Source organism: Streptomyces sp. NPDC051664 (assembly GCF_044453545.1).
Lineage (GTDB): Bacteria > Actinomycetota > Actinomycetes > Streptomycetales > Streptomycetaceae > Streptomyces.
On sequence record NZ_JBITCU010000002.1, the window covers coordinates 117,038 to 136,172 of the forward strand.

The following is a 19,135-nucleotide window of genomic DNA, read 5'->3' on the forward strand; positions in this document are numbered from 1 at the left end:
GCCCCATGGTCGGCAGAAGTCGCGATCACCGGCCCACGACACTGGATCGAGCCCATTACTGGCGATTAAGGTCTGGTTCTGATCATTGCCCTGCCAGGTTCTGGCTCATACGTACGGCTGCTGGAGGCCGAGATGACTGTGCCGACGTTCCCGCCGGGATTTCTCTGGGGAGCCTCCGCCTCCGCCTTCCAGACCGAAGGAGCGGCCGACGCCGACGGCAAGGGTCCCTCCGGCTGGGACGCCTTCGCCGCCCAGCCGGGACGGATCAAGGACGGCACCGACACCAGCCGCGGCACCGGCTTCCACGAGCGCTACCGCGAGGACGTCGCTCTGCTGGCCGGTCTCGGCGCCGACGCCTTCCGGTTCTCCGTCAGCTGGCCGCGTGTGGTGCCGGGCGGCAGCGGCGCAGTCAACCCGGCAGGGCTCGACTTCTACGACCGGCTCGTCGACGAACTCTGTGCCCACGGCATCACCCCGGCCCCCACCCTCTACCACTGGGACACCCCGCTGCCGCTCGACGAGGCGGGCGGCTGGCTGAACCGGGACACCGCCTACCGTTTCGCCGAGTACGCGGGCATCGTCGCCGAGCGGCTCGCCGACCGCGTACCGATGTGGATCACCATCAACGAACCCGCCGAAGTGACCATGCTCGGCTACGCGTTGGGCGAGCACGCCCCGGGCCGCACCCTCCTCTTCGACGCGCTGCCCGCCGCCCACCACCAGCTCCTCGCCCACGGTCTGGGCGTCCGCGCGCTGCGGGCGGCCGGCGCCACCGAGATCGGCGTCGCCGTCTCGCACACCCCCGTCTGGACCGCGGGGGAGTCGGAGGAGGACCGGTTCGGTGCCGAGCTGTACGACACCCTCACCAACTGGATGTTCGCCGACCCGATCCTCACCGGCCGCTACCCCGACGAGAACTTCGCCGCGCTGATGCCCGGACCGGTCGAGGACGACCTCAGGACGATCGCCACCCCGCTCGACTGGTACGGGGTCAACTACTACAACCCCACCCTCGTCGGCGCCCCCAGGGCGGACGCCCTCGAAACGTTCTCCGGCTTCGGGATGCCCGCCGAACTCCCCTTCGGCATCCGCGAGATCGAGGGGTACGAGAAGACCGACTTCGGCTGGCCCGTCGTCCCCGACGGACTGCGCGAAACCCTCGTCCAGCTGCAGGCACGCTACGGCGACCGGCTCCCGCCGCTCTACATCACCGAGAACGGCTGCGCCGTCGACGAGGCCGTCACCGACACTCGCCGGATCGCCTTCCTCGAAGGCCACCTGGGCGCGCTGCGCACCGCGATCGACGCAGGCGTCGACGTCCGCGGCTACTTCACCTGGTCGCTGACCGACAACGTCGAGTGGATCGAGGGCGCCAGCAAGCGTTTCGGCCTCGTCCACATCGACTACGAGACGCTGCGCCGGACCCCCAAGGAGTCGTACGCCTGGTACCGCGACGTCATCCGCAGCCAGAAGGCCGCACGGGCCGCGGAGTCAGCGGACTGACCTGATCCGCCACACCAGCACCCCGCCCGCCACTGTCACCACGGTGGACGCCAGGTACAGCCCCGCATAGCCACCCGCGTACGCCACGATCGGCGCGGCCAGGGCCGGACCGAGCACCTGGGGCGCGGAGTTGGCGACATTGATCACCCCCAGGTCCTTCGCCCGGTCCTCGGCCGTCGGCAGGACCTGGGTGATCAACGCCTGGTCGACCGCCACATAGATCCCGTAGCCGAGCCCGAGCAGCACCGCCGCGCCCATCGCCGCCGGCCAGGTGTGCCAGAACGTCAGCAGCAGCGAACCCATCGCCATCACCATCGAACAGACACTGACCATCATCTTCCGCTTGCCCAGCCGGTCCGAGACGATGCCGCCCGCCACCGCCGTCACCACCACGCCGCCGGTGTAGAGCAGCGTCAGATACAGCACACCCATGTCCGGGTCCGGGTAATGCACCGCGTCCTTGAGGAAATACAGCAGATACAGCGTGCCGATCGCATTGCCCAGCTGGACGAGGAACCGGGTCAGCCAGGCCCAGCCGAAGTCCGGATGCAGCCGCGGACTCACCCAGAAGTCCTTCAGCCGCACCGCCGCCCCCGGAATCCCGGGCACCGCCGGATCGCGGGTCAGCAGCACGAACGGCACCGCACACAGCACCACCAGACCCGCCAGCATCAGATACCCCGAGGCGATCCCGGTCACCACCACCGACACCAGCAGCACGCCGAGGACCAGCCCCAGCGTCTGCGGTATCCCGATGAACCCGGACACCGCCGCCCGCTGCCGCACCGGCACCTGGTCCGGCACCACCGCATTCGTGCCCGCCAGCATCGCGTTCAGCCCCAGCTGCGCCAGACACCAGCCGAGCGCCACCCCGACCACGGTCGTCTGCGCCGCCGTCACCACCAGACCGACCGCACCCACCAGCGCGCCGCCCACGATCCACGGGTGACGGCGCCCGAACCTCCCGCCCGTCCGGTCCGACAGCGCACCGGCGACCGGGTTGGCGACCACCGCGACCAACGCCCCGACACCGGTCGCCCAGCCGAGTGCCACCTCCTTGCCGGACGTCGTCAGATCGTCGATCTGCTCCGCCAGCAGCACCTGGATCGGGGTGAGGAAAGCCATGTACAGGCCCAGGTTGGCCAGCACCAGACCACTGATCCAGCCGCCGCCGACGCGGGACTGCGGTTCCGTTCGGGTGTCGTCCACGGTCATCGGCCGCTCGCCATCAGCTCGGTGGTGCGCGTAGCCATCACGGTCGGAGGTGCCCCGGAGGTGCCCGGATCCTATGAACGACCCTCTGAGCGATCAATACTTCGCGTCATGGTCGCTCCGTGGTGGTCCCGGGCCCGGCCGGGGATCTTCGTGCACCGGACACCCGCGTCCGTACCGGCCGCACCGCGCTGACCGCGCTGGTGACCGGGACGGCGGCCGCGGGCGGCAACCTGCTGCTCAATGGGGGGCCGCGCGGCGAGGATGCGACCATCCCCGCCGCGCAGCAGCTCCGCCTCGACCGGCCGGCGGAACTCACCCCGCACCTCACACCAGATGGATGCGTTCCTGTACGACCCGATGGCCGGCCCGGGCGAACGCGGCCGCCATCGGCGCATTGCCCCGGTCGGTGGCGCCCGCGACGAACTCGGCGCCCTCGGCCGCCAGGAAGTGCGTGCACTCGACGAGCAGGTCGTACCCGTAGCCGTGGCCACGCTGTTCAGGCACGACGCCGATGAAGCCGATGCACGGACCGCCCGGGTTACGGGCCGGCACCTGGATGCCGGCCACCTCGCCGTCGGGGGTGTACGCCAGCTGCCACCAGGAGCGCGGCGAGGGGCACCAGTGGAAGAAGTCGAGCTCCTCCTGCGCCGCCTGCTCCAGTCCGCCGGGGCCCTCGATGGCCCGCCGGGCGTGCGCGTCCAGCGTGACGGAGTGGACCCGGCGCAGCACATCGAGGATCACCGCGTCGTCCGGCTCCGGGCGGAACGTGAGCCGGCCGGGCCGCTCGGGCAGCCCGCACTCCGGCGTCCACTCGTACCGGTACCGCTCCACCAGCGGCTCCATACCGGCCGCGCGGGCGGCGGCGATCCTCGACCCGGCGGCGGCCGTGACATCCGGCCGCTCCCGCCAGTCGGCGGGCAGCATCAGCTCGTACTCGGCGTACAGCGGTGCACGGCGCAGCAGTTCACTGCCCGCCTCGTCCTCGCCGTCGGCGAAGTCGAACCAGTCGAGCGTCACCGGCTCGGTGTCATCAGGCCCCGACCACCAGGCGGCCCTGGCCACGACGACACCGTCGCGCAGAGCGACCCAGGTCCACTCGGGACGGGACTCGCCGCCCTCGTGCACGGTGGCATAGCTGTGGCCGAAGGCGGCGCGGCCGACGAGACCGGGGTCCTGCAGGGTGCGGAAAAGATGGGCGTCGCTCTCGGTGAGCGCGCGAACGACCAGATCGGTCATGGAAAAAGTCCTCCGGAAGAAGCGATGCGCTCCCGGTCAGACCGAAACCGAAACCGCCCGGCGAACGGGACGGGAGCGCGGGAATGAAGTGGTATTGGTACGCACTGTTCTCGCCTCCTTCCTCGATCCTCGGACGGGCGACCACCGTAACCGGCCCCACGGCTCACGGTCCACCGATTTATGCCGCGTCCCAGATCATGTTGAACGCGCGCTCGAAGTTGACGTACCCGAGGCGCTCGAACGACTTCGCCATCGGCACATTGCCGAGGTCCGTCGCGGCCCGGATCCGCTCCACGCCGTCCTGCGCTGCGAGCACCCGTGTGCCCTCGGCGAGCAGCTCGTCGATGTGGCCGCGACCGCGCTGCGGCGGCAGCACACCGATGTACGCGATGATCGGGTTGTAGGTGTTGCGGGCCGGGATCACGAACCCGACCGGCTCACCGCCGGGGAGTTCGGCGATCCGCCACCACTCCCGCGGGGTGGTGTACCCAGCGAGCTCCTCGTCGTAGTGCTTCTCCGCCGCCTTGCGCGCGGACAGGCCCGACGCGAGGTCCTCCTGGCCGTGCGCGTCGAGGGTGCCCTCCATCACCGGGGTCATCAGCGCGAGCAGATCCTCGCGCCCGGCCACCGGACGGAAGCGCAGCCGGCCGGTGTCGGCCGGGACCGGCGTACCCGCCCGCCACTCCAGGCGCAGCCGCTCGACCAGCATCCGCGCACCGGTGCGCTCCATCACCCGGATCCGAGCCTCGACGATGTCGCGGGCCACCGGGTCCTCGCGCCAGTCCGGCGGTACGAAACGTCCGTACTCCGGCCGCGGGGCTCCGGCGGGAACGACGGCCGCCGTCGCCGCCTCCAGCAGCCGCACACCTGTCTCGGTGCGTTCGGGCTCGGGCAGCGTGTCGTCGACGTCGAAGAAGTCGAGCGCCAGCGGTACGTCGCCGCCCTGGCTCCACCAGCCGGCCCGCGCCACCACCCGGTCGCCGCGCAGCGCCACCCAGAGCCACTCCGGGCGGCGGCGCCCAGCGGCCAGGTCGTCGGCCAGTTCGTGGTCGAGGACGTACGACAGACGGCGGAAGAGCCCGAGTTCGTCGGGCCCGGTGAGCGGACGGACGGTCAGCTCCAGTGGTGCAGGGGTCACCAAGTCTCCAAATCTGCTCGAGGCGTGCCGGCCAACCGGCGCTCAACGCTCGGCACGCGGCGGCAGACAGTAGCAACGTTCGCCGGACACCGCCCGCGGATTTCGGCAGGGGCGTTCTGCGCAGCTGTTCCACGCAGGTCAGGCGGGCGGAAAGCAGGCATGTTCTGGACACTCCGGGGCGGTCGGCCCGACAATCGGTCCTGTGACGTCCTCCTTCGAGTTCCACACGTATCCCGCGCGGGTCTCCGACGCCCAGCGCGACCGTGTTCTCGGTGTGCTCAGAGAAGGCGCGGCCCAGGGCAAGCTGTCCCATGACACGTTCATGCGGCGCATGGAACTGGCCCTGTCCGCCCACCGCTCGGAGGAGCTGGAGGCACTCACCGCCGACCTGCGGACCGAAGGCCGCTGGACACGCGGGCTGTTCCAGGTGGTGGGCGCGGTCTCCGGGTTCCCCGCCCGGGTGCGCAGGGCCTGGCAGGCCGAGCGGCTGCCGAAGCTGCTGCTGCCCGCGCCCACCCCGTACCCCGTGCTCATCGGCCGCGACCCGGCGAACGGCCTGCGGCTCACCCACGAGACCGTCTCCCGGATGCACGCCGAACTCACGGTGCAGGGCGGCCGATGGATCCTGCGCGATCTCGGCTCGACCAACGGCACGTGTGTGAACGGGCAGCGGGTGACCGGGGCGGTGTCGGTGCGCGACGGGGACCAGGTGAGCTTCGGCCGGATCACCTTCCGGCTCTCCGCGCCCGTACTCAAGCCGCCCGAGTCCCCCGGGATTCCCGGGCGTCCGGTCTGACGCCGACGGGGCAGCCGCGGATCACGCCTGTCGGCGGAGGCCGCATCCGGCGAGGGTGAGGAAGACCTCGCCGACAGTCTCGGAGAGCGTCGGACGGGCGTGGATGTGGTGCGCCACATCGGACGGTTCGGCATCCCGGCGGACGATCAGCCGGCCCGCGGCGATCATCTCGGAGACGTCTCGCGGTGTTCCCCCGAGTGGAGCCGACGGGTGCCCCTGTGGGGTTCACGGAGCGGGCCGGGGGCACGCGGCGTAGCCGGCTCCCACCACTGCGGGTGGGCTTCCGCCGCGACCAGGGCACGTCCACCGCCGGACCGGAGTGGAGTCCTGCCCGGCCGTCCTGCTCGACGTCGTGCCCCGGCTCCGCTGGGCGGACGGGTTCCGTCCGGTCGGCACCGGTCTGATCACCCGCGGTCCGCGGACCCTCCTCGTCCGGCCCGGCTGAGCAGCGCCACCGGCCGCTCGGCGAACAGCTCGGCCACCGCGACCGCACCCCCGGAGAACTCCCGGCCCGGCGTCAGCAGATCGGTCCACGTGCCGTCGTCCGGCAGCGTCAGCTCCGTCCCGCGCCAGCCGCCCGCCCCGGCCAGCCGCAGCGACAGCCTGGTCACCGCCGTGACCACCTCGCCCGAGCGGCAGAAGGCCAGACAGTGCGCGGCCGCCGGACCCTTCACGGTCAGTGGGGTGTAGGTTCCCGATTCGCCGAAAAGCTCCGGCCGCTCGCGCCGCAGCCGGAGTGCCGCCACCGTGAGCGCGGCCTTCTCACCGACGGGCCCGTCCTCGGGCGGCCGCCGGAACGGCTGCCGGTTGTCCGGGTCGACCAGGGCGGCGTACTCCTGTTCCGTCCCCTGGTACAGGTCCGGCACCCCCGGCATGGTCAGCTGCACCAGCGCCGCGCCGGCGATGTTGGCCTGTGCGAACGGTTCGAGCGCGGCCGCGAACCGCTCCAGCACCGCCCGCGCCGGGCCGGTGCCGGCGGCCGGTCCCGTCGCGACGAAATCCGTCACCGCCCGCTCGTACACCGGATCGGGCTCGGTCCAGCTGGTGAAAAGACCCGCCTCCCGAACCGCCTTCAGCAGTGCGGATTCGAACCGCCCCGCTCTCTCCGCGGCCGGCACCCCCGCGCAGCCGAACGCCGTCTGCCAGGCCTGCCAGGCCAGCTGGGGATCGGGTGCGGTCGCCGTCGGCGCCGCCCGCCCCAGCTCCGCCAGAAGCTCCGACCACTGATCCGGGCACTCCGACAGCACCGCGATCCGGGCCCGCACATCCGCACTGCGCTTGGTGTCATGGGTCGTCAGCGCCGTGCCGGTGGCGGGCCAGTCGCGCGCCAGCCGGGCACAGAACGCATGGAACTCCTCCGGAGGCACCGCCGGGGACCCGGGATCACCGCCCACCTCGGCGGCCGAGATCAGCGGCGCGTACCGGTAGAACGCGGTGTCCTCGACCGACTTGGCCCGCAGCGCGGACGCGGTCTGCGCGAACCGGGCGCAGAACGCCGCCCGGTCCGGCCCGTCACCGAGCCGCCCGAGCGCCAGCTCCCGCACCACCTCGACGGCCGCCGCCTCCTGCGGCACGGAGAACACCGCTCGGGCCTCCCGTACGGCCGAGTCCGGCAGCGTCGCCTCCGCCGTCGCCGTGCACGGCCCGCCGGCCGTGACGTACGGACGGTAGACCGGAACCCGGACGAGCAGTTCGCGCACGGCGGTGCGCAGCGCCCAGGGGGCATGGTCGCGCAGCGCGGGGTCCTCGGCGCAGATGCGTACGGCGAGCCTGGTCAGGTGTTCGGTCTCGGCAGCCAGCTCATGCGTCACCACCCGGTACGCGGCCCGGCGGACCGTCGCCGCCCAGTAGCCGCCGCGGTCCCCGGCCGGACTCGCGAACTCCCGGTATCTGCCGGCCAGCTCGGCGGCGCCCGCCGGGTCGATGAACAGCCCGTCGACCCGGTGCAGGGCGTCGTACCCGGTCGTCCCGGCGACGGCCCAGCTCGCCGGCAGCGGCTCGGTGCCGGTGAGGATCTTCTCCACGACCGTCCACCGGCCGCCGGTCGCCTCATCGAGCCGTTCCAGATAGGAGGCGGGGTCGGCGAGTCCGTCCGGATGGTCGATGCGCAGCCCGTCGACCACACCGTCCCGGACCAGTTCGAGGATCTTGTCGTGGGTGGCGGCAAATACCTCGGGGTCCTCGACCCGCACCCCGATGAGGTCGGAGATGGTGAAGAACCGCCGGTAGTTCAGCTCGGTACGGGCCAGTCGCCACCAGCCGAGCCGGTAGTGCTGCGCATCCAGCAGCTTCGTCAACGGCAGACCGGTGGTGCCGGCCCGGAGCGGGAACTCCTGTTCGCCGTAGTGCAGCACCTCCCCGTCGACCCGGAAACGGTCCCTCTCGTCGCTGATCCGGCCGCCGAGCACCGGCAGCAGCACCTTGCCTTCGCCCGCCGCCCAGTCGATGTCGAACCAGCGGGCGTACGGCGACCCGGGGCCCTCGCGCAGGACCTCCCACAGCGCGCGGTTGTGCCGGGGGACAGCGGCCATATGGTTCGGCACGATGTCCAGCACCAGCCCGAGCCCGTGCTCCCGCGCCGTGCGCGCCAGCTGCCGCAGCCCCTCCTCACCGCCGAGCTCGGCCCGGACGCGACTGTGGTCGACGACGTCATAGCCGTGTGTGGAGCCGGGCACGGCTTCGAGAACCGGGGACAGATGCAGATGGGATACGCCGAGCGCGGCGAGATACGGCACCGCGAGCCCGGCGGCCGAGAACGGGAAGTCGGGCTGGAGCTGAAGCCGGTACGTGGCGGTGGGCGTCATGCGAACGTACGTACCCAGCCTGACGCCGACTGTGACACCGTATCCGCCTCATCCATCCGGACGAGCGGTCTCCGCAGAGCAGCCCGGGCACTTCTGTCGCCGTTCTCTTCCCCCAGGGTCTCTCTTCCGGATCATGCCGCATCGGAAAAATAGAGACCCTAAGCCGGCCGCTGCAGTACCGCCATGCTCCGCCCCACCAACGTCACCCGTTCGCCCGCCGCCACCTTCGGTCCCGCCCCCGGGCGTACCCCGTCCGGGCTGGCCGTGTCGACCACGATCGACCACTGCCGTCCATGGTTCACCGGAACGGCGAACTCCAGCGTGTCGGCGCTCGCGTTGAACATCAGCAGGAACGAGTCGTCGGAGATCCGCTCACCGCGTGGCCCCGGCTCCGAGATCGCGTGCCCGTTCAGAAAGACCGTCAGTGCCTTGGCGTGCGCCGCCTGCCAGTCGCGCTGGGTCATCTCACTGCCCTCGGGCGTGAACCAGGCGATGTCGGAGAGTTCGTCGTGCGTGCCCTCCACCGGCCGTCCGTGGAAGAACCGGCGACGCCGGAAGACCGGGTGGTCGCGACGGAGCCAGACCATCGCCCGGGTGAACTCCAGCAGAGTGCTGGCGGGGACGGCGTCAGCCCCGCCGTCGTCCTCGGCCCCGTCGTCGCCCGGGGCGCCGGCCTTGCGCGGTTCCGGCCAGTGTACCCACGACAGCTCGTTGTCCTGGCAGTACGCGTTGTTGTTGCCGCGCTGCGTGCGGGCGAACTCGTCGCCGTGACTCAGCATCGGCACCCCCTGCGACACCATCAGCGTGGCGATGAAGTTCCGCATCTGCCTCTCGCGCAGCTCCAGCACCTCCGGCTGGTCCGCGTCGCCCTCCACGCCGCAGTTCCATGAACGGTTGTGGCTCTCGCCGTCCCGGTTGGCCTCGCCGTTCGCGTCGTTGTGCTTGTCGTTGTACGAGACCAGATCGTGCAGCGTGAACCCGTCGTGGCAGGTGGTGAAGTTGATCGAGGCGAGCGGCCGTCGGCCGTCGTCCTGGTAGAGGTCCGAGGAGCCGGTCAGCCGCCCCGCGAACTCGGCGAGGGTCCGCGGCTCGCCGCGCCACAGGTCGCGCACGGTGTCCCGGTACTTGCCGTTCCACTCGGTCCACAGCGGCGGGAAGTTTCCCACCTGGTAGCCGCCCTCACCCACGTCCCACGGCTCTGCGATCAGCTTCACCTGGCTGACCACCGGGTCCTGCTGCACCAGGTCGAAGAACGACGACAGCCGGTCCACCTCGTGGAACTGGCGGGCCAGCGTGGCCGCCAGATCGAAGCGGAAACCGTCCACGTGCATCTCGGTCACCCAGTACCGCAGCGAGTCCATGATCAGCTGGAGCACGTGCGGCGACCGCATCAGCAGCGAGTTGCCGGTGCCCGTGGTGTCCATGTAGTACCGCTGGTCGTCCGCGAGCCGGTAGTACGAGGCGTTGTCCAGTCCCCGGAACGACAGCGTCGGCCCCAGATGGTTGCCCTCCGCGGTGTGGTTGTAGACGACGTCGAGGATGACCTCGATGCCCGCCTGATGCAGCGCCCGTACGGCCTGCTTGAACTCGCTCACCTGTTCACCGCGGTCGCCGCGGGAGGCGTACGCGTTGTGCGGGGCGAAGAAGCCGATCGTGTTGTAGCCCCAGTAGTTGGCGAGCCCCGCGTCCGCCAGCCGGTGGTCCTGGACGAACTGGTGCACCGGCATCAGCTCGATCGCCGTGACACCGAGCTCCGTCAGATGCGCGATGACCTCCGGGTGGGCCAGCGCCGCGTAGGTGCCGCGCAGCTCCTTCGGCAGCCCCGGATGGAGCATCGTCAGGCCCTTCACATGGGCCTCGTAGATCACCGTGCGGTGGTAGTCCGTACGGGGCCGCCGGTCGTCGCCCCAGTCGAAGTACGGGTTGACCACCACCGACGTCATGGTGTGCGGCGCGGAGTCGAGGTCGTTGCGCGCGTCGGGGCGGCCGAAGGGATAGCCGTACACCGCCTCGCCCCACCGGATCTGTCCGGAGACCGCCCGCGCGTACGGATCGAGCAGCAGCTTCGCCGAGTTGCAGCGGGTTCCGTGCTGCGGCTCGTACGGTCCGTGCACCCGGAACCCGTACCGCTGCCCGGGCATCACTCCGGGCAGATAGGCATGCCGGACGAAGGCATCGGTCTCTCTCAGCTCCACCGCCGTCTCGGAACCGTCGTCGTGCAGCAGGCACAACTCGATTCTGTCGGCGGCCTCCGAGAAGACCGCGAAGTTGGTGCCGACGCCGTCGTACGTGGCACCGAGGGGATACGCCTGTCCCGGCCAGACCTGCATAGATATGACTCTTCCACTTCTGATCCGGGTGCTGGGGGCACTTGGGACCGACCCGGCCAGATCTTCCCCGAAAGAGTGCCCCGCACCTAGGACGTCGCCCGGTCCTGTCAACATCGGTCCTCTCCGTGTCGCCCGGAACCGGAATCCGAGAACCTGACCGGGGCGCACGTCCGGTATGCGGCACCTGACGGGGTACCCAATCACCGTGAATCGGCTCACTCCGGCAGATCTCGCCACCAGGAACAGGCCTTACTCATGGGGGAGTTGAGAAAGGAGCCTGTGCATCCGGCTGCACCGGCTCCCGCTCCCGGAGTACCCTTCCTTGATCATTGGTGGGGGAGCGGAAGGCGGTGCGCGGGTGAGCTCGGGAGGGTTCGAGCTGCCCCCAGGTGACGCAGGTCACGAGGGGGAATCCGTCGACGCCCCGCCGGGGGCGGTATCGCTTGCGCAGCCCATGGAGATCGGCGCCGAACTGGACTGGGGCGCGGATGCCTGGAGCGAGGTCCGGACCCGGGCCCAGCGCGCCGGGCGGGCCTACATCTGGCTGAATCTCGTGGAACAGCGGCTGCGCGCCGTCGTCGCCGCGGTGCTGCGTCCCATCTACGAACCGGTGCACGGCGACGACTGGGTGGTGGCCGCGGCGGGGCCAGCCGGGCAGGAATGGGTGCAGCGCGCCGTCGCCGTGCGCGAGGTCTCCCGCCGCAAGGGATATCTGCTCGACCCGGCCGACGACAACGTGCTCAGCTTCCTCACGCTCCCGCAGCTGCGGGAGCTGATGATCCAGCACTGGCCGTGCTTCGAGCCGTACTTCGACGACCGGCGCGATGTCGAGCTGGCGCTCGACGAGCTGGAGGTCGCCCGCAACGTGGTCTCCCGTAACCGCGCACTGAACGAGGCGGTCCTCGCCCAGGCCGAGCGCGCCTCGGCGCGGCTCCTGGAGATCCTCGGCAGCGGCGCCGCGGTCCCGTCCGCCGACCGGCTGCCGGTCGACGCCGTCGAGGAACTGGTCGGCGACCGCTACGCAGACGTGGTCTCCGTCCACCCCGACCGGGTCCGGCTGCAGCGCCAGCTCCCCGCCGAGGACCTCTTCGGCGGCTCGCGCCGCCTCGACGCGATCGGCATAGGCCTCAATCTGCTGGTGCAGAACTTCTCCGGCCGCAGGCTCGTCCGGCTGGCCGAATCGGGCTGCCGGATCCGGCTGCTCTTCATCAACCCGGCGAGCAGTGCGGTCAAGCGCCGAGAGCGCGAACTGGGCCTCAAGAAGGGCGAGCTGAGCCGGTCCGTGGAGATGAACATCCTCCATATGCGCCGGGTCCGCTCCAAGCTCCGCGATCCGGGTGCCTTCGAGATCCATGTCTTCGACGAGACGCCGCGCTTCACGGCCTATCTGGTGGACGGCGACGGCGCGGACGCGGTGGGCGTCGTCCAGCCGTATCTGCGCCGCGCACGCGGCATGGAGGCGCCGGTGCTGGTGCTGCGGGGCGGAGGCCGGGCGGTGGTCCGCGCGGGACAGGACAACGAGCACGGGCTGTTCGAGACATACCGCGAGGAGTTCGAATCCGTGTGGACGGACTCCCGCCCCGTCTCCTGAGCCAACCGCCTGAGACCGTTGTCAGTGGTGCATGGCAGGGTGGTCATCACCTGGGGGAGAGCACCACGAAGGAGGTACGGGATGAGCTGGCACCGGGAGGCGCTGGTCGGCTTCGACCTGGAGACGACGGGCACGGAGCCACTGGAGGCCCGGATCGTGACGGCTGCGGTCGTCGGCGTCGACAGCAGGGACGGGGAGCCGGTGCGGCAGCGTACCTGGCTGGCGGATCCGGGGATCCGTATCCCGGCACAGGCCTCGGCGATCCACGGCATCAGCAGTGAGCGGGCGGCGGCGGAGGGGCGGCCGGCGCGCGAGGTGGCGGACGAGATCGCCGAGACGCTCGCGGGCTACTGGCGCCAGGGGGTACCGGTCGTCGCGTACAATGCGGCCTTCGATCTGACGCTGCTGACGGCGGAGTTGCGCCGGCACGGGCTGCCGTCGCTGAGCGACCGGCTCGACGGCGGCGGGATCGGACCGGTCGTCGACCCGTACACGATCGACCGGGCGGTCGACCGCTACCGCAAGGGCAAGCGGACGCTGGAGGCGGTCTGCGTCGAGTACGGGGTGGTGCACGGCGGCGCCCATGACGCGGGCGCGGACGCGCTGGCTGCGGTGCGCGTGGCGTACGCGATAGCCGAACGGCACGGCTCGGTGGCCGCGCTGACGGCGGCCGAACTGCACGAGCGCCAGATCACCTGGTACGCGGACTGGGCGTCCGGCTTCCAGTCCCTCCTGCGCCGCAAGGGCACTCCGGACGCAGTGGTCGACCCCCACTGGCCCGTACGGGAACCGGCGCAGATCACCACCTGACTCCATCCACAGACCCGAGCCTGCCCGCAGACCCGGGCCCGGGGGGTCTCCCATCTCCTGAAGGCCATAGGGGAGATTCAGGACAATGTGGCCGCCGGGTGACTCCGGCGGCAACCGCTAGAACGGATACCACCGCACCTCGGCGTCACCGTCACGCAAGGACGCAACCCTGCGTCGGAACTCCGCGAGCGCCTTCGGGTTGCCCGGCGCATGCTGCGAGACCCACGCACAGCTGGCTGTCTCCCGGGCGCCCCGCAGCACCGCGCAGCCGTCCCACTCCCGGACGTCCCAGCCGTACGCGGCGGTGAACGCGTCGTACGCCTCCGCCGCCAGCCCGTACCGGTCGCGGGACAGTGCGAGGACCACCAGATCGTGCTCGCGCAGATCCGCGGAGAACGTCTCGAGGTCCACCAGCACCGGCCCGTCCGGACCGACATGGACGTTGCGCGGCAGTGCATCACCGTGGATCGGCCCCGGCGGCAGATGCGGCACCAACGCCGCCGCGGCCGCGGCGAACCCGTCCCGCCGCTCCCGCAGATATGCGGCGTCGGCCGGATCGATCGCGTCGCCCGCGATCCGCAGCCACCGCTCCACCCCACCCAGCAGCTCCCGCCGCGGCAGCGCCGGTCCGTCCGGGGCGGGCAGTGCGTGGACCAGGGTGAGCAGCGGCGCCAGATCCTGCGGCTCGGCGGGGCGCACCGCGTCGGGTAGCCGGTGCCAGACCGTCACCGGGTGTCCTTCGACAAGCCGCGCCTCCGGCTCCGCCGCCCGCACCGCGGGGATGCCCGAAGCGGCGAGCCACTGCGCGACGGCCACCTCGCGCTCGGCCCGGCTGCGCAGTTCCGGGTTCCGTACGGCGTCCCGGCCGACCTTGACCACCAGGTCGCCGACGGCGAACACCGCGTTCTCGCCCAGCGCGATCAGCTCGGCGTCGCCGGACAGCCCGGCAGCGGTCAGCACCTCGCGCGCACGCATCTCGTTCATGGTCCGATTTTCGCATCCGTGCACACCACCTTGACGAACCGACGGCCCGTCAGCACCATGGCGGGGGCCACCTGAGCGGCCGGAACTGGATGAAAGCGATCCAATGACGCAAGGGGGTCGAATTCATGACGTTGGCGAATGCAACCGCACAGTCCGGACAGCACGGTCCGCCCGGCAGTCCGCGGTCCCGACAGGGCAGACAGGCGCCGCGGATCAACCGGAACGCCGGCACCTGGTTCCTGGTGCTTCCCGCCCTGATCCCGATCCTGATCCTCAGCGTCGGCCCGCTGCTCTACGGCGTCGCTCTGGCGTTCACCGATGCCCAGTCCGGCCGCACCCGGTCCACCCAGTGGGTCGGCGGGCTGAATTTCCAGGACCTGCTCCACGACACCCTGTTCTGGGACTCGTTCCGGATCGGCCTGGTCTGGGCGGTCGGCGTCACCGTCCCGCAGTTCCTGCTCGCGCTGGGCCTCGCCCTCCTGCTCAACCAGAACCTGCGGATGCGCTGGCTGGCGCGCGCCCTCGCGATCATCCCCTGGGCCATGCCCGAGGTCGTCGTCGGCATCATGTGGCGGCTCGTCTACAACCCGGACGCCGGCGTCCTCAACGAGACCATCCGCGATCTCGGGCTCGGTGACGGCCGGGACTGGTTGACCGGACTGGCCACCGCACTGCCCGCCGTGATCGTCGTCGGCGTCTGGGCGGGCATGCCGCAGACCACCGTCGCACTCCTGGCCGGGCTCCAGAACACCCCGCACGAACTCCACGAAGCGGCCGCCCTGGACGGCGCGGGCGCCTGGCGCCGGTTCCGTACCGTCACCTGGCCGGCTCTCAGACCGGTCGCGCTCGCCATCACCGCCCTGAACTTCATCTGGAACTTCAACTCGTTCGCCCTGGTCTACGTCCTGACCAACGGCGGCCCCGGCGGCCGGACCCGGCTTCCGATGCTCTTCGCGTACGAAGAGGCCTTCCGCTACGGCCAGTTCGGCTACGCCGCGGCGATGGGCTGTGTGATGGTCGCGGTGATCTCCGTCGTCCTCGCCCTCCATCTCGTCGGCCGGCTCAGGGGAGGCGAGGACCAGTGAGCCTCCGTACCAGCAGATCCGCCCGCACCGGACAGTACGTCGCGCTCCTGGGCTACCTCGTCTTCCTGGCGTTCCCGTTCCTCTGGCTGATCTCCACGGCCTTCAAACCGGCCCGCGAACTGGGTTCCCTGCACCCCACCTGGATCCCCGAGCATCCGACCCTGGACAACTTCCGGCAGGCCTTCGACGAGCAGCCGCTGCTCCAGGCCGCAGCGAACTCGCTGATCGCCGCAGTGTCCGCCGCACTGATCGCCGTCGTCATCGCGACGCCCATGGCCTATGTGATGGCGCGGCACCGCACCAGGCTCTCGGCGGCCGCCACCGGCTGGGTCGTGGTCAGTCAGGCGTTCCCCTTCGTGCTGCTGATCATTCCGCTCTTCCTGATTCTCAAGAATCTGCATCTGATCAACTCCCTGTGGGGGCTGATCATGGTGTACGTCGTCTGGGCGCTGCCGTTCGCGCTGTGGATGCTGGTCGGCTACGTCCGCGCCGTACCGCCCGAACTCGAAGAGGCCGCCTCGGTCGACGGTGCGAGCCGGCTGCGGACGCTCGTCTCGGTCACCGCTCCGCTGCTGGCCCCAGGAATCGTCGCCACCGCACTCTTCGCGTTCATCACCGCATGGAACGAGTTCTTCTTCGCACTCGTCCTGCTCAAGACACCGGAGAAGCAGACCTTGCCGGTCGTACTCACCCACTTCCTCGGCGCGGAGGGAGCGGCCGAACTCGGGCCGCTCGCCGCCGCCGCATTCCTTGCCACTCTGCCGTCCCTCGTCCTCTTCGCGGTCATCCAGCGCCGGATCACCGGTGGCATGCTCGCCGGGGCGGTGAAGAGCTGATGCGCGCACTGGTACGGACGACGGCCGTCGCGGCCACCGCGCTGGCCCTCCTGCTCACCGGCTGCAGCGGTGGCGGAGGCGGAACGGACACCAACGGGAAGATCGAACTGCGCTTCCAGTCGCTGGCCTGGCAGAAGGAGTCCGTCGACGCCAACAAGCAGCTGGTCAAGGAGTGGAACGCCACCCACCCCGACATCCAGGTCGAGTATGTCCAGGGCAGCTGGGACAGCGTCCACGACCAACTGCTCACCTCCTTCGAGGGTGACGAGGCGCCGGACGTCATCCACGACGCCTCCGACGACCTCGCCGACTTCGCGTACGGCGGCTATCTCGCCGATCTGCGTTCCCTCCTGCCCGACCGGCTGACTGCCGACATCCCGGAGCAGAGCTGGCGGACCACGACCTTCGGTGACGGCGTCTACGGGGTGCCGTTCCTCCAGGAACCCCGGGTCCTGATCGCCAACACCAAGATCCTCAAGGCCTCGGGGGTCCGTATCCCGACCCCCGCGAACCCCTGGAGCTGGGACGAATTCCGGCAGGTCACCAAGGAGCTGACGGGCAAGGGGGAGGGGAAGGCGACGTACGGCGTCGCCTGGCCGCTGAAGGAACCCGTCTCCGTCACCCTCAACCTCGGCCTCTCCAGCGGCGGACAGCTCTTCCATCGCGGCGCCGACGGCAAGGTGACCATTCGCCTCGACGAAGGCGACCAGGTGGTCCCCGGCACCATCCGCGACCAGGTCGACACCGACCACAGCGCTGCCCGCACCGCGCTCGGCATGGGCGGCTCCGACACCCTCCCCGGGCTGTTCGGCGGGCGGTACGCGATGGTCCCGCTGGGGTTCTCGTACCGTCAGCAGGTCGTCGAACAGGCGCCCGAGGGCTTCGACTGGACGGTGCTGCCCGCCCCGGCCGGCAGCGACGGGCTCGCCCAGGGCGTGAGCCCGCAGACCCTGTCCGTCGCCGAGTCCAGCCCGCACAAGAAGGCGGCCGTGCAGTTCATCGACTTCCTGCTGCGTCCACCGAACATGGTGCGCCTGGCAGAGGGCGACTGGATGCTGCCGACCGGCACGGCGGCGCTCGCGGATCCGGCCCTGCACACCACCGAGAACGGCTGGGCGACCGGCGCGGCCCTGGCGAAGGGGCTGCGCTCGGCGCCCGCCCAGTCGGTGCGCGGCTACCCCGAGTGGAAGGACAAGGTCGCCACGCCCGCGCTGCAGGAGTACTACAGCGGGGCGATCGGCCGGGACGAGCTGAACAGGCGCCTGGTCGACGACGGGAACCGGGTACTTGCCCGCTACCAGCGCTGAGGTCCGGCGAACCGGCCGAGGTCTTCCTTCGCTCCGCGCCCCACTCGGGATGCAAGGCCCTTATGTGTATGGGGTGTTGGGGTCGTTCGCCCGACTTGCCCACCGCTGGCGGATTTCTTATTACGAAACCTTGTTGAGTAAGTCACAGCTGTATGAAGGGGTTGATCTGAGCGTGTCAATCGGCGAGGGTTTCGAGCCAGCCCCCGGAGATCTTCCGGCCGAGGGCCAATCCCCCCACAAACAATGCCGAGGAGACCCCTCTTCATGGCCATGCACAAGCGCACACCCCGGACCAAGCTGACCGCGGCGATCACCGCGGCGGCCGCAGTCGCCGGAGTCACCCTGCTGGGCACGTCCTACGCCGGAGCCGCACCCGCTCCCGCGATGGGGACGGTCTACGGTGCGGACGCGGCGACCGCCGTCTCGGGCAGCTACATCGTGATGCTGGACCAGAAGGCCGACAAGGCGAAGCTCGCCAAGGAGTACGGCGGCAAGCTGAAGCGCGCCTACAGTTCCGCCATCAACGGCTTCTCCGCCAGCGGCCTTTCGCAGACCGAGGCCAAGCAGCTCGCGGCCGACCCGGCCGTCTCCAAGGTCGTCCAGAACAAGAAGTTCCACATCGACGCCACCCAGGACAACCCGCCGTCGTGGGGTCTCGACCGGATCGACCAGACCGAGACCGCCGGCGACCATGCGTACACCTACCCGGACAGCGCGGGCGAAGGCGTCACGGCGTATGTCATCGACACCGGTGTCCGTGTCACGCACAAGGAGTTCGAGGGCCGGGCGAGCTCGGGCTTCGACGCCGTGGACAACGACGACAGTGCGGATGACGGCAACGGCCACGGCACCCACGTGGCCGGCACCATAGCCGGTGCGACGTTCGGCGTCGCCAAGAAGGCGAAGATCGTCGCCGTCCGGGTCCTCGACGACTCCGGCTCGGGCACCACCGAGCAGGTCGTCGCCGGCATCGACTGGGTCACCGCGCACCACGAGGGCCCGTCCGTCGCCAACATGAGCCTCGGAGGCGGTGCCGACCCGGCTCTCGACGCCGCGGTCCAGAAGGCCATCGCCTCCGGAGTCACCTTCGCGGTGGCCGCAGGAAACGAGTCCGCCGACGCGAGCGAGGGCTCCCCGGCCCGCGTCCCGGAGGCCATCACGGTCGCCTCGTCCACGGTGGACGACGAGCAGTCGTCGTTCTCCAACTACGGTGCGGTCGTGGACATCTACGCCCCGGGCTCGGACATCACCTCGTCCTGGAACGACAGCGACGACGCGACGAACACCATCTCCGGTACGTCCATGGCGACTCCGCACGTCGTCGGTGCCGCCGCCGTCTACCTCGCCGGACACCCGGACGCCACCCCGGCGGAGGTCGCCACGGCCCTCACCGACGGCGCCACCCCCGACGCGATCTCCGACGCGACCGAGGGAACGCCGAACAAACTGCTGAAGATCGTCGAGTAGCGGGCACCACCGAGACGGCGGCCGCCGCGCTCT

The 19,135-nt window shown here is 70.5% G+C and carries 14 protein-coding genes and 2 pseudogenes; 9 read left to right on the forward strand and 7 right to left on the reverse strand.

What is annotated here, in order from left to right; genetic code table 11:
• Window positions 1-132 precede the first annotated feature (132 nt).
• A complete protein-coding gene (locus tag ACIA8E_RS03815) occupies window positions 133-1,503 on the forward strand; it encodes a GH1 family beta-glucosidase (protein WP_399294081.1) in 1,371 nt (456 codons plus the stop codon).
• Here ACIA8E_RS03815 and ACIA8E_RS03820 read toward each other — a convergent pair.
• The 3 genes from ACIA8E_RS03820 to ACIA8E_RS03830 form a co-directional block, all read right to left on the reverse strand.
• A complete protein-coding gene (locus ACIA8E_RS03820; protein ID WP_399294084.1) occupies window positions 1,492-2,718 on the reverse strand; it encodes an MFS transporter in 1,227 nt (408 codons plus the stop codon). The two genes, ACIA8E_RS03815 and ACIA8E_RS03820, sit on opposite strands and share 12 nt — an antisense overlap.
• Window positions 2,719-3,042: 324 nt before the next feature.
• Complete coding sequence (locus ACIA8E_RS03825; RefSeq protein ID WP_399294087.1) at window positions 3,043-3,954, reverse strand: GNAT family N-acetyltransferase; 912 nt, start codon at window positions 3,952-3,954, stop codon at window positions 3,043-3,045.
• Between the two features lie 178 nt (window positions 3,955-4,132).
• Complete coding sequence (locus ACIA8E_RS03830) at window positions 4,133-5,092, reverse strand: GNAT family N-acetyltransferase (protein ID WP_399294090.1); 960 nt, start codon at window positions 5,090-5,092, stop codon at window positions 4,133-4,135.
• A gap of 202 nt (window positions 5,093-5,294) precedes the next feature.
• On the opposite strand from ACIA8E_RS03830, the gene ACIA8E_RS03835 reads away from it, so the two are divergent.
• On the forward strand, window positions 5,295-5,888 hold the full coding sequence (locus tag ACIA8E_RS03835; protein WP_267000574.1) for a DUF1707 and FHA domain-containing protein: 594 nt from the start codon (window positions 5,295-5,297) through the stop codon (window positions 5,886-5,888).
• Window positions 5,889-5,909: 21 nt separating this feature from the next.
• Here ACIA8E_RS03835 and ACIA8E_RS03840 read toward each other — a convergent pair.
• A pseudogene (locus ACIA8E_RS03840) lies at window positions 5,910-6,065 on the reverse strand (dihydrolipoyl dehydrogenase); the annotation flags it as partial.
• 139 nt (window positions 6,066-6,204) lie between these two features.
• Between ACIA8E_RS03840 and ACIA8E_RS03845 the strand changes: the two are divergent.
• A pseudogene (locus ACIA8E_RS03845) lies at window positions 6,205-6,333 on the forward strand (cytochrome); the annotation flags it as partial.
• On the opposite strand, the gene treY reads toward ACIA8E_RS03845, so the two are convergent.
• Together treY and glgX are read right to left on the reverse strand one after the other, a co-directional pair.
• The gene (gene treY, locus ACIA8E_RS03850) at window positions 6,293-8,692 is read right to left on the reverse strand and encodes a malto-oligosyltrehalose synthase (protein ID WP_399294093.1); all 2,400 of its coding nucleotides are present in this window, start codon (window positions 8,690-8,692) and stop codon (window positions 6,293-6,295) included. The pseudogene ACIA8E_RS03845 and the gene treY sit on opposite strands and share 41 nt — an antisense overlap.
• Before the next feature lie 158 nt (window positions 8,693-8,850).
• Entirely contained in the window at window positions 8,851-11,022 is a 2,172-nt protein-coding gene (glgX, locus tag ACIA8E_RS03855) for a glycogen debranching protein GlgX (RefSeq protein WP_399294096.1), read from the reverse strand.
• A 358-nt stretch (window positions 11,023-11,380) separates the two neighbouring features.
• Here glgX and ACIA8E_RS03860 point away from each other — a divergent pair, with 358 nt between their 5' ends.
• Together ACIA8E_RS03860 and ACIA8E_RS03865 are read left to right on the forward strand one after the other, a co-directional pair.
• The gene (locus tag ACIA8E_RS03860; RefSeq protein WP_037821892.1) at window positions 11,381-12,613 is read left to right on the forward strand and encodes an SAV2148 family HEPN domain-containing protein; all 1,233 of its coding nucleotides are present in this window, start codon (window positions 11,381-11,383) and stop codon (window positions 12,611-12,613) included.
• A gap of 81 nt (window positions 12,614-12,694) precedes the next feature.
• A complete protein-coding gene (locus tag ACIA8E_RS03865) occupies window positions 12,695-13,423 on the forward strand; it encodes a 3'-5' exonuclease (protein WP_399294100.1) in 729 nt (242 codons plus the stop codon).
• Between the two features lie 117 nt (window positions 13,424-13,540).
• On the opposite strand, the gene ACIA8E_RS03870 is transcribed toward ACIA8E_RS03865, so the two are convergent.
• Complete coding sequence (locus ACIA8E_RS03870) at window positions 13,541-14,407, reverse strand: phosphotransferase enzyme family protein (RefSeq protein WP_399294102.1); 867 nt, start codon at window positions 14,405-14,407, stop codon at window positions 13,541-13,543.
• A gap of 125 nt (window positions 14,408-14,532) precedes the next feature.
• Here ACIA8E_RS03870 and ACIA8E_RS03875 point away from each other — a divergent pair, with 125 nt between their 5' ends.
• From ACIA8E_RS03875 to ACIA8E_RS03890, 4 genes are all read left to right on the forward strand, one after another.
• Window positions 14,533-15,492 carry a carbohydrate ABC transporter permease gene (locus ACIA8E_RS03875; RefSeq protein ID WP_399294105.1) on the forward strand — a complete coding sequence of 320 codons (960 nt, stop codon included), beginning with the start codon at window positions 14,533-14,535 and terminating at the stop codon, window positions 15,490-15,492.
• Entirely contained in the window at window positions 15,489-16,328 is an 840-nt protein-coding gene (locus tag ACIA8E_RS03880) for a carbohydrate ABC transporter permease (RefSeq protein WP_399294108.1), read from the forward strand. The genes ACIA8E_RS03875 and ACIA8E_RS03880 overlap by 4 nt, the downstream gene beginning before the upstream one ends.
• Window positions 16,328-17,635 carry an ABC transporter substrate-binding protein gene (locus ACIA8E_RS03885; RefSeq protein ID WP_399294111.1) on the forward strand — a complete coding sequence of 436 codons (1,308 nt, stop codon included), beginning with the start codon at window positions 16,328-16,330 and terminating at the stop codon, window positions 17,633-17,635. Before ACIA8E_RS03880 ends, ACIA8E_RS03885 begins: the two co-directional genes overlap by 1 nt.
• Before the next feature lie 264 nt (window positions 17,636-17,899).
• Window positions 17,900-19,102 carry a S8 family serine peptidase gene (locus tag ACIA8E_RS03890; protein ID WP_399294114.1) on the forward strand — a complete coding sequence of 401 codons (1,203 nt, stop codon included), beginning with the start codon at window positions 17,900-17,902 and terminating at the stop codon, window positions 19,100-19,102.
• Window positions 19,103-19,135: the final 33 nt, after the last annotated feature.

Coding starts and splice junctions, on each gene's coding strand:
- ACIA8E_RS03815 (WP_399294081.1), top strand. CDS start 133: ATGACTGTGCCGACGTTCCCGCCGGGATTTCTCTGGGGAGCCTCCGCC.
- ACIA8E_RS03820 (WP_399294084.1), bottom strand. CDS start 2,718: ATGACCGTGGACGACACCCGAACGGAACCGCAGTCCCGCGTCGGCGGC.
- ACIA8E_RS03825 (WP_399294087.1), bottom strand. CDS start 3,954: ATGACCGATCTGGTCGTTCGCGCGCTCACCGAGAGCGACGCCCATCTT.
- treY (WP_399294093.1), bottom strand. CDS start 8,692: ATGACGCCCACCGCCACGTACCGGCTTCAGCTCCAGCCCGACTTCCCG.
- glgX (WP_399294096.1), bottom strand. CDS start 11,022: ATGCAGGTCTGGCCGGGACAGGCGTATCCCCTCGGTGCCACGTACGAC.
- ACIA8E_RS03865 (WP_399294100.1), top strand. CDS start 12,695: ATGAGCTGGCACCGGGAGGCGCTGGTCGGCTTCGACCTGGAGACGACG.
- ACIA8E_RS03870 (WP_399294102.1), bottom strand. CDS start 14,407: ATGAACGAGATGCGTGCGCGCGAGGTGCTGACCGCTGCCGGGCTGTCC.
- ACIA8E_RS03875 (WP_399294105.1), top strand. CDS start 14,533: ATGACGTTGGCGAATGCAACCGCACAGTCCGGACAGCACGGTCCGCCC.
- ACIA8E_RS03885 (WP_399294111.1), top strand. CDS start 16,328: ATGCGCGCACTGGTACGGACGACGGCCGTCGCGGCCACCGCGCTGGCC.
- ACIA8E_RS03890 (WP_399294114.1), top strand. CDS start 17,900: ATGGCCATGCACAAGCGCACACCCCGGACCAAGCTGACCGCGGCGATC.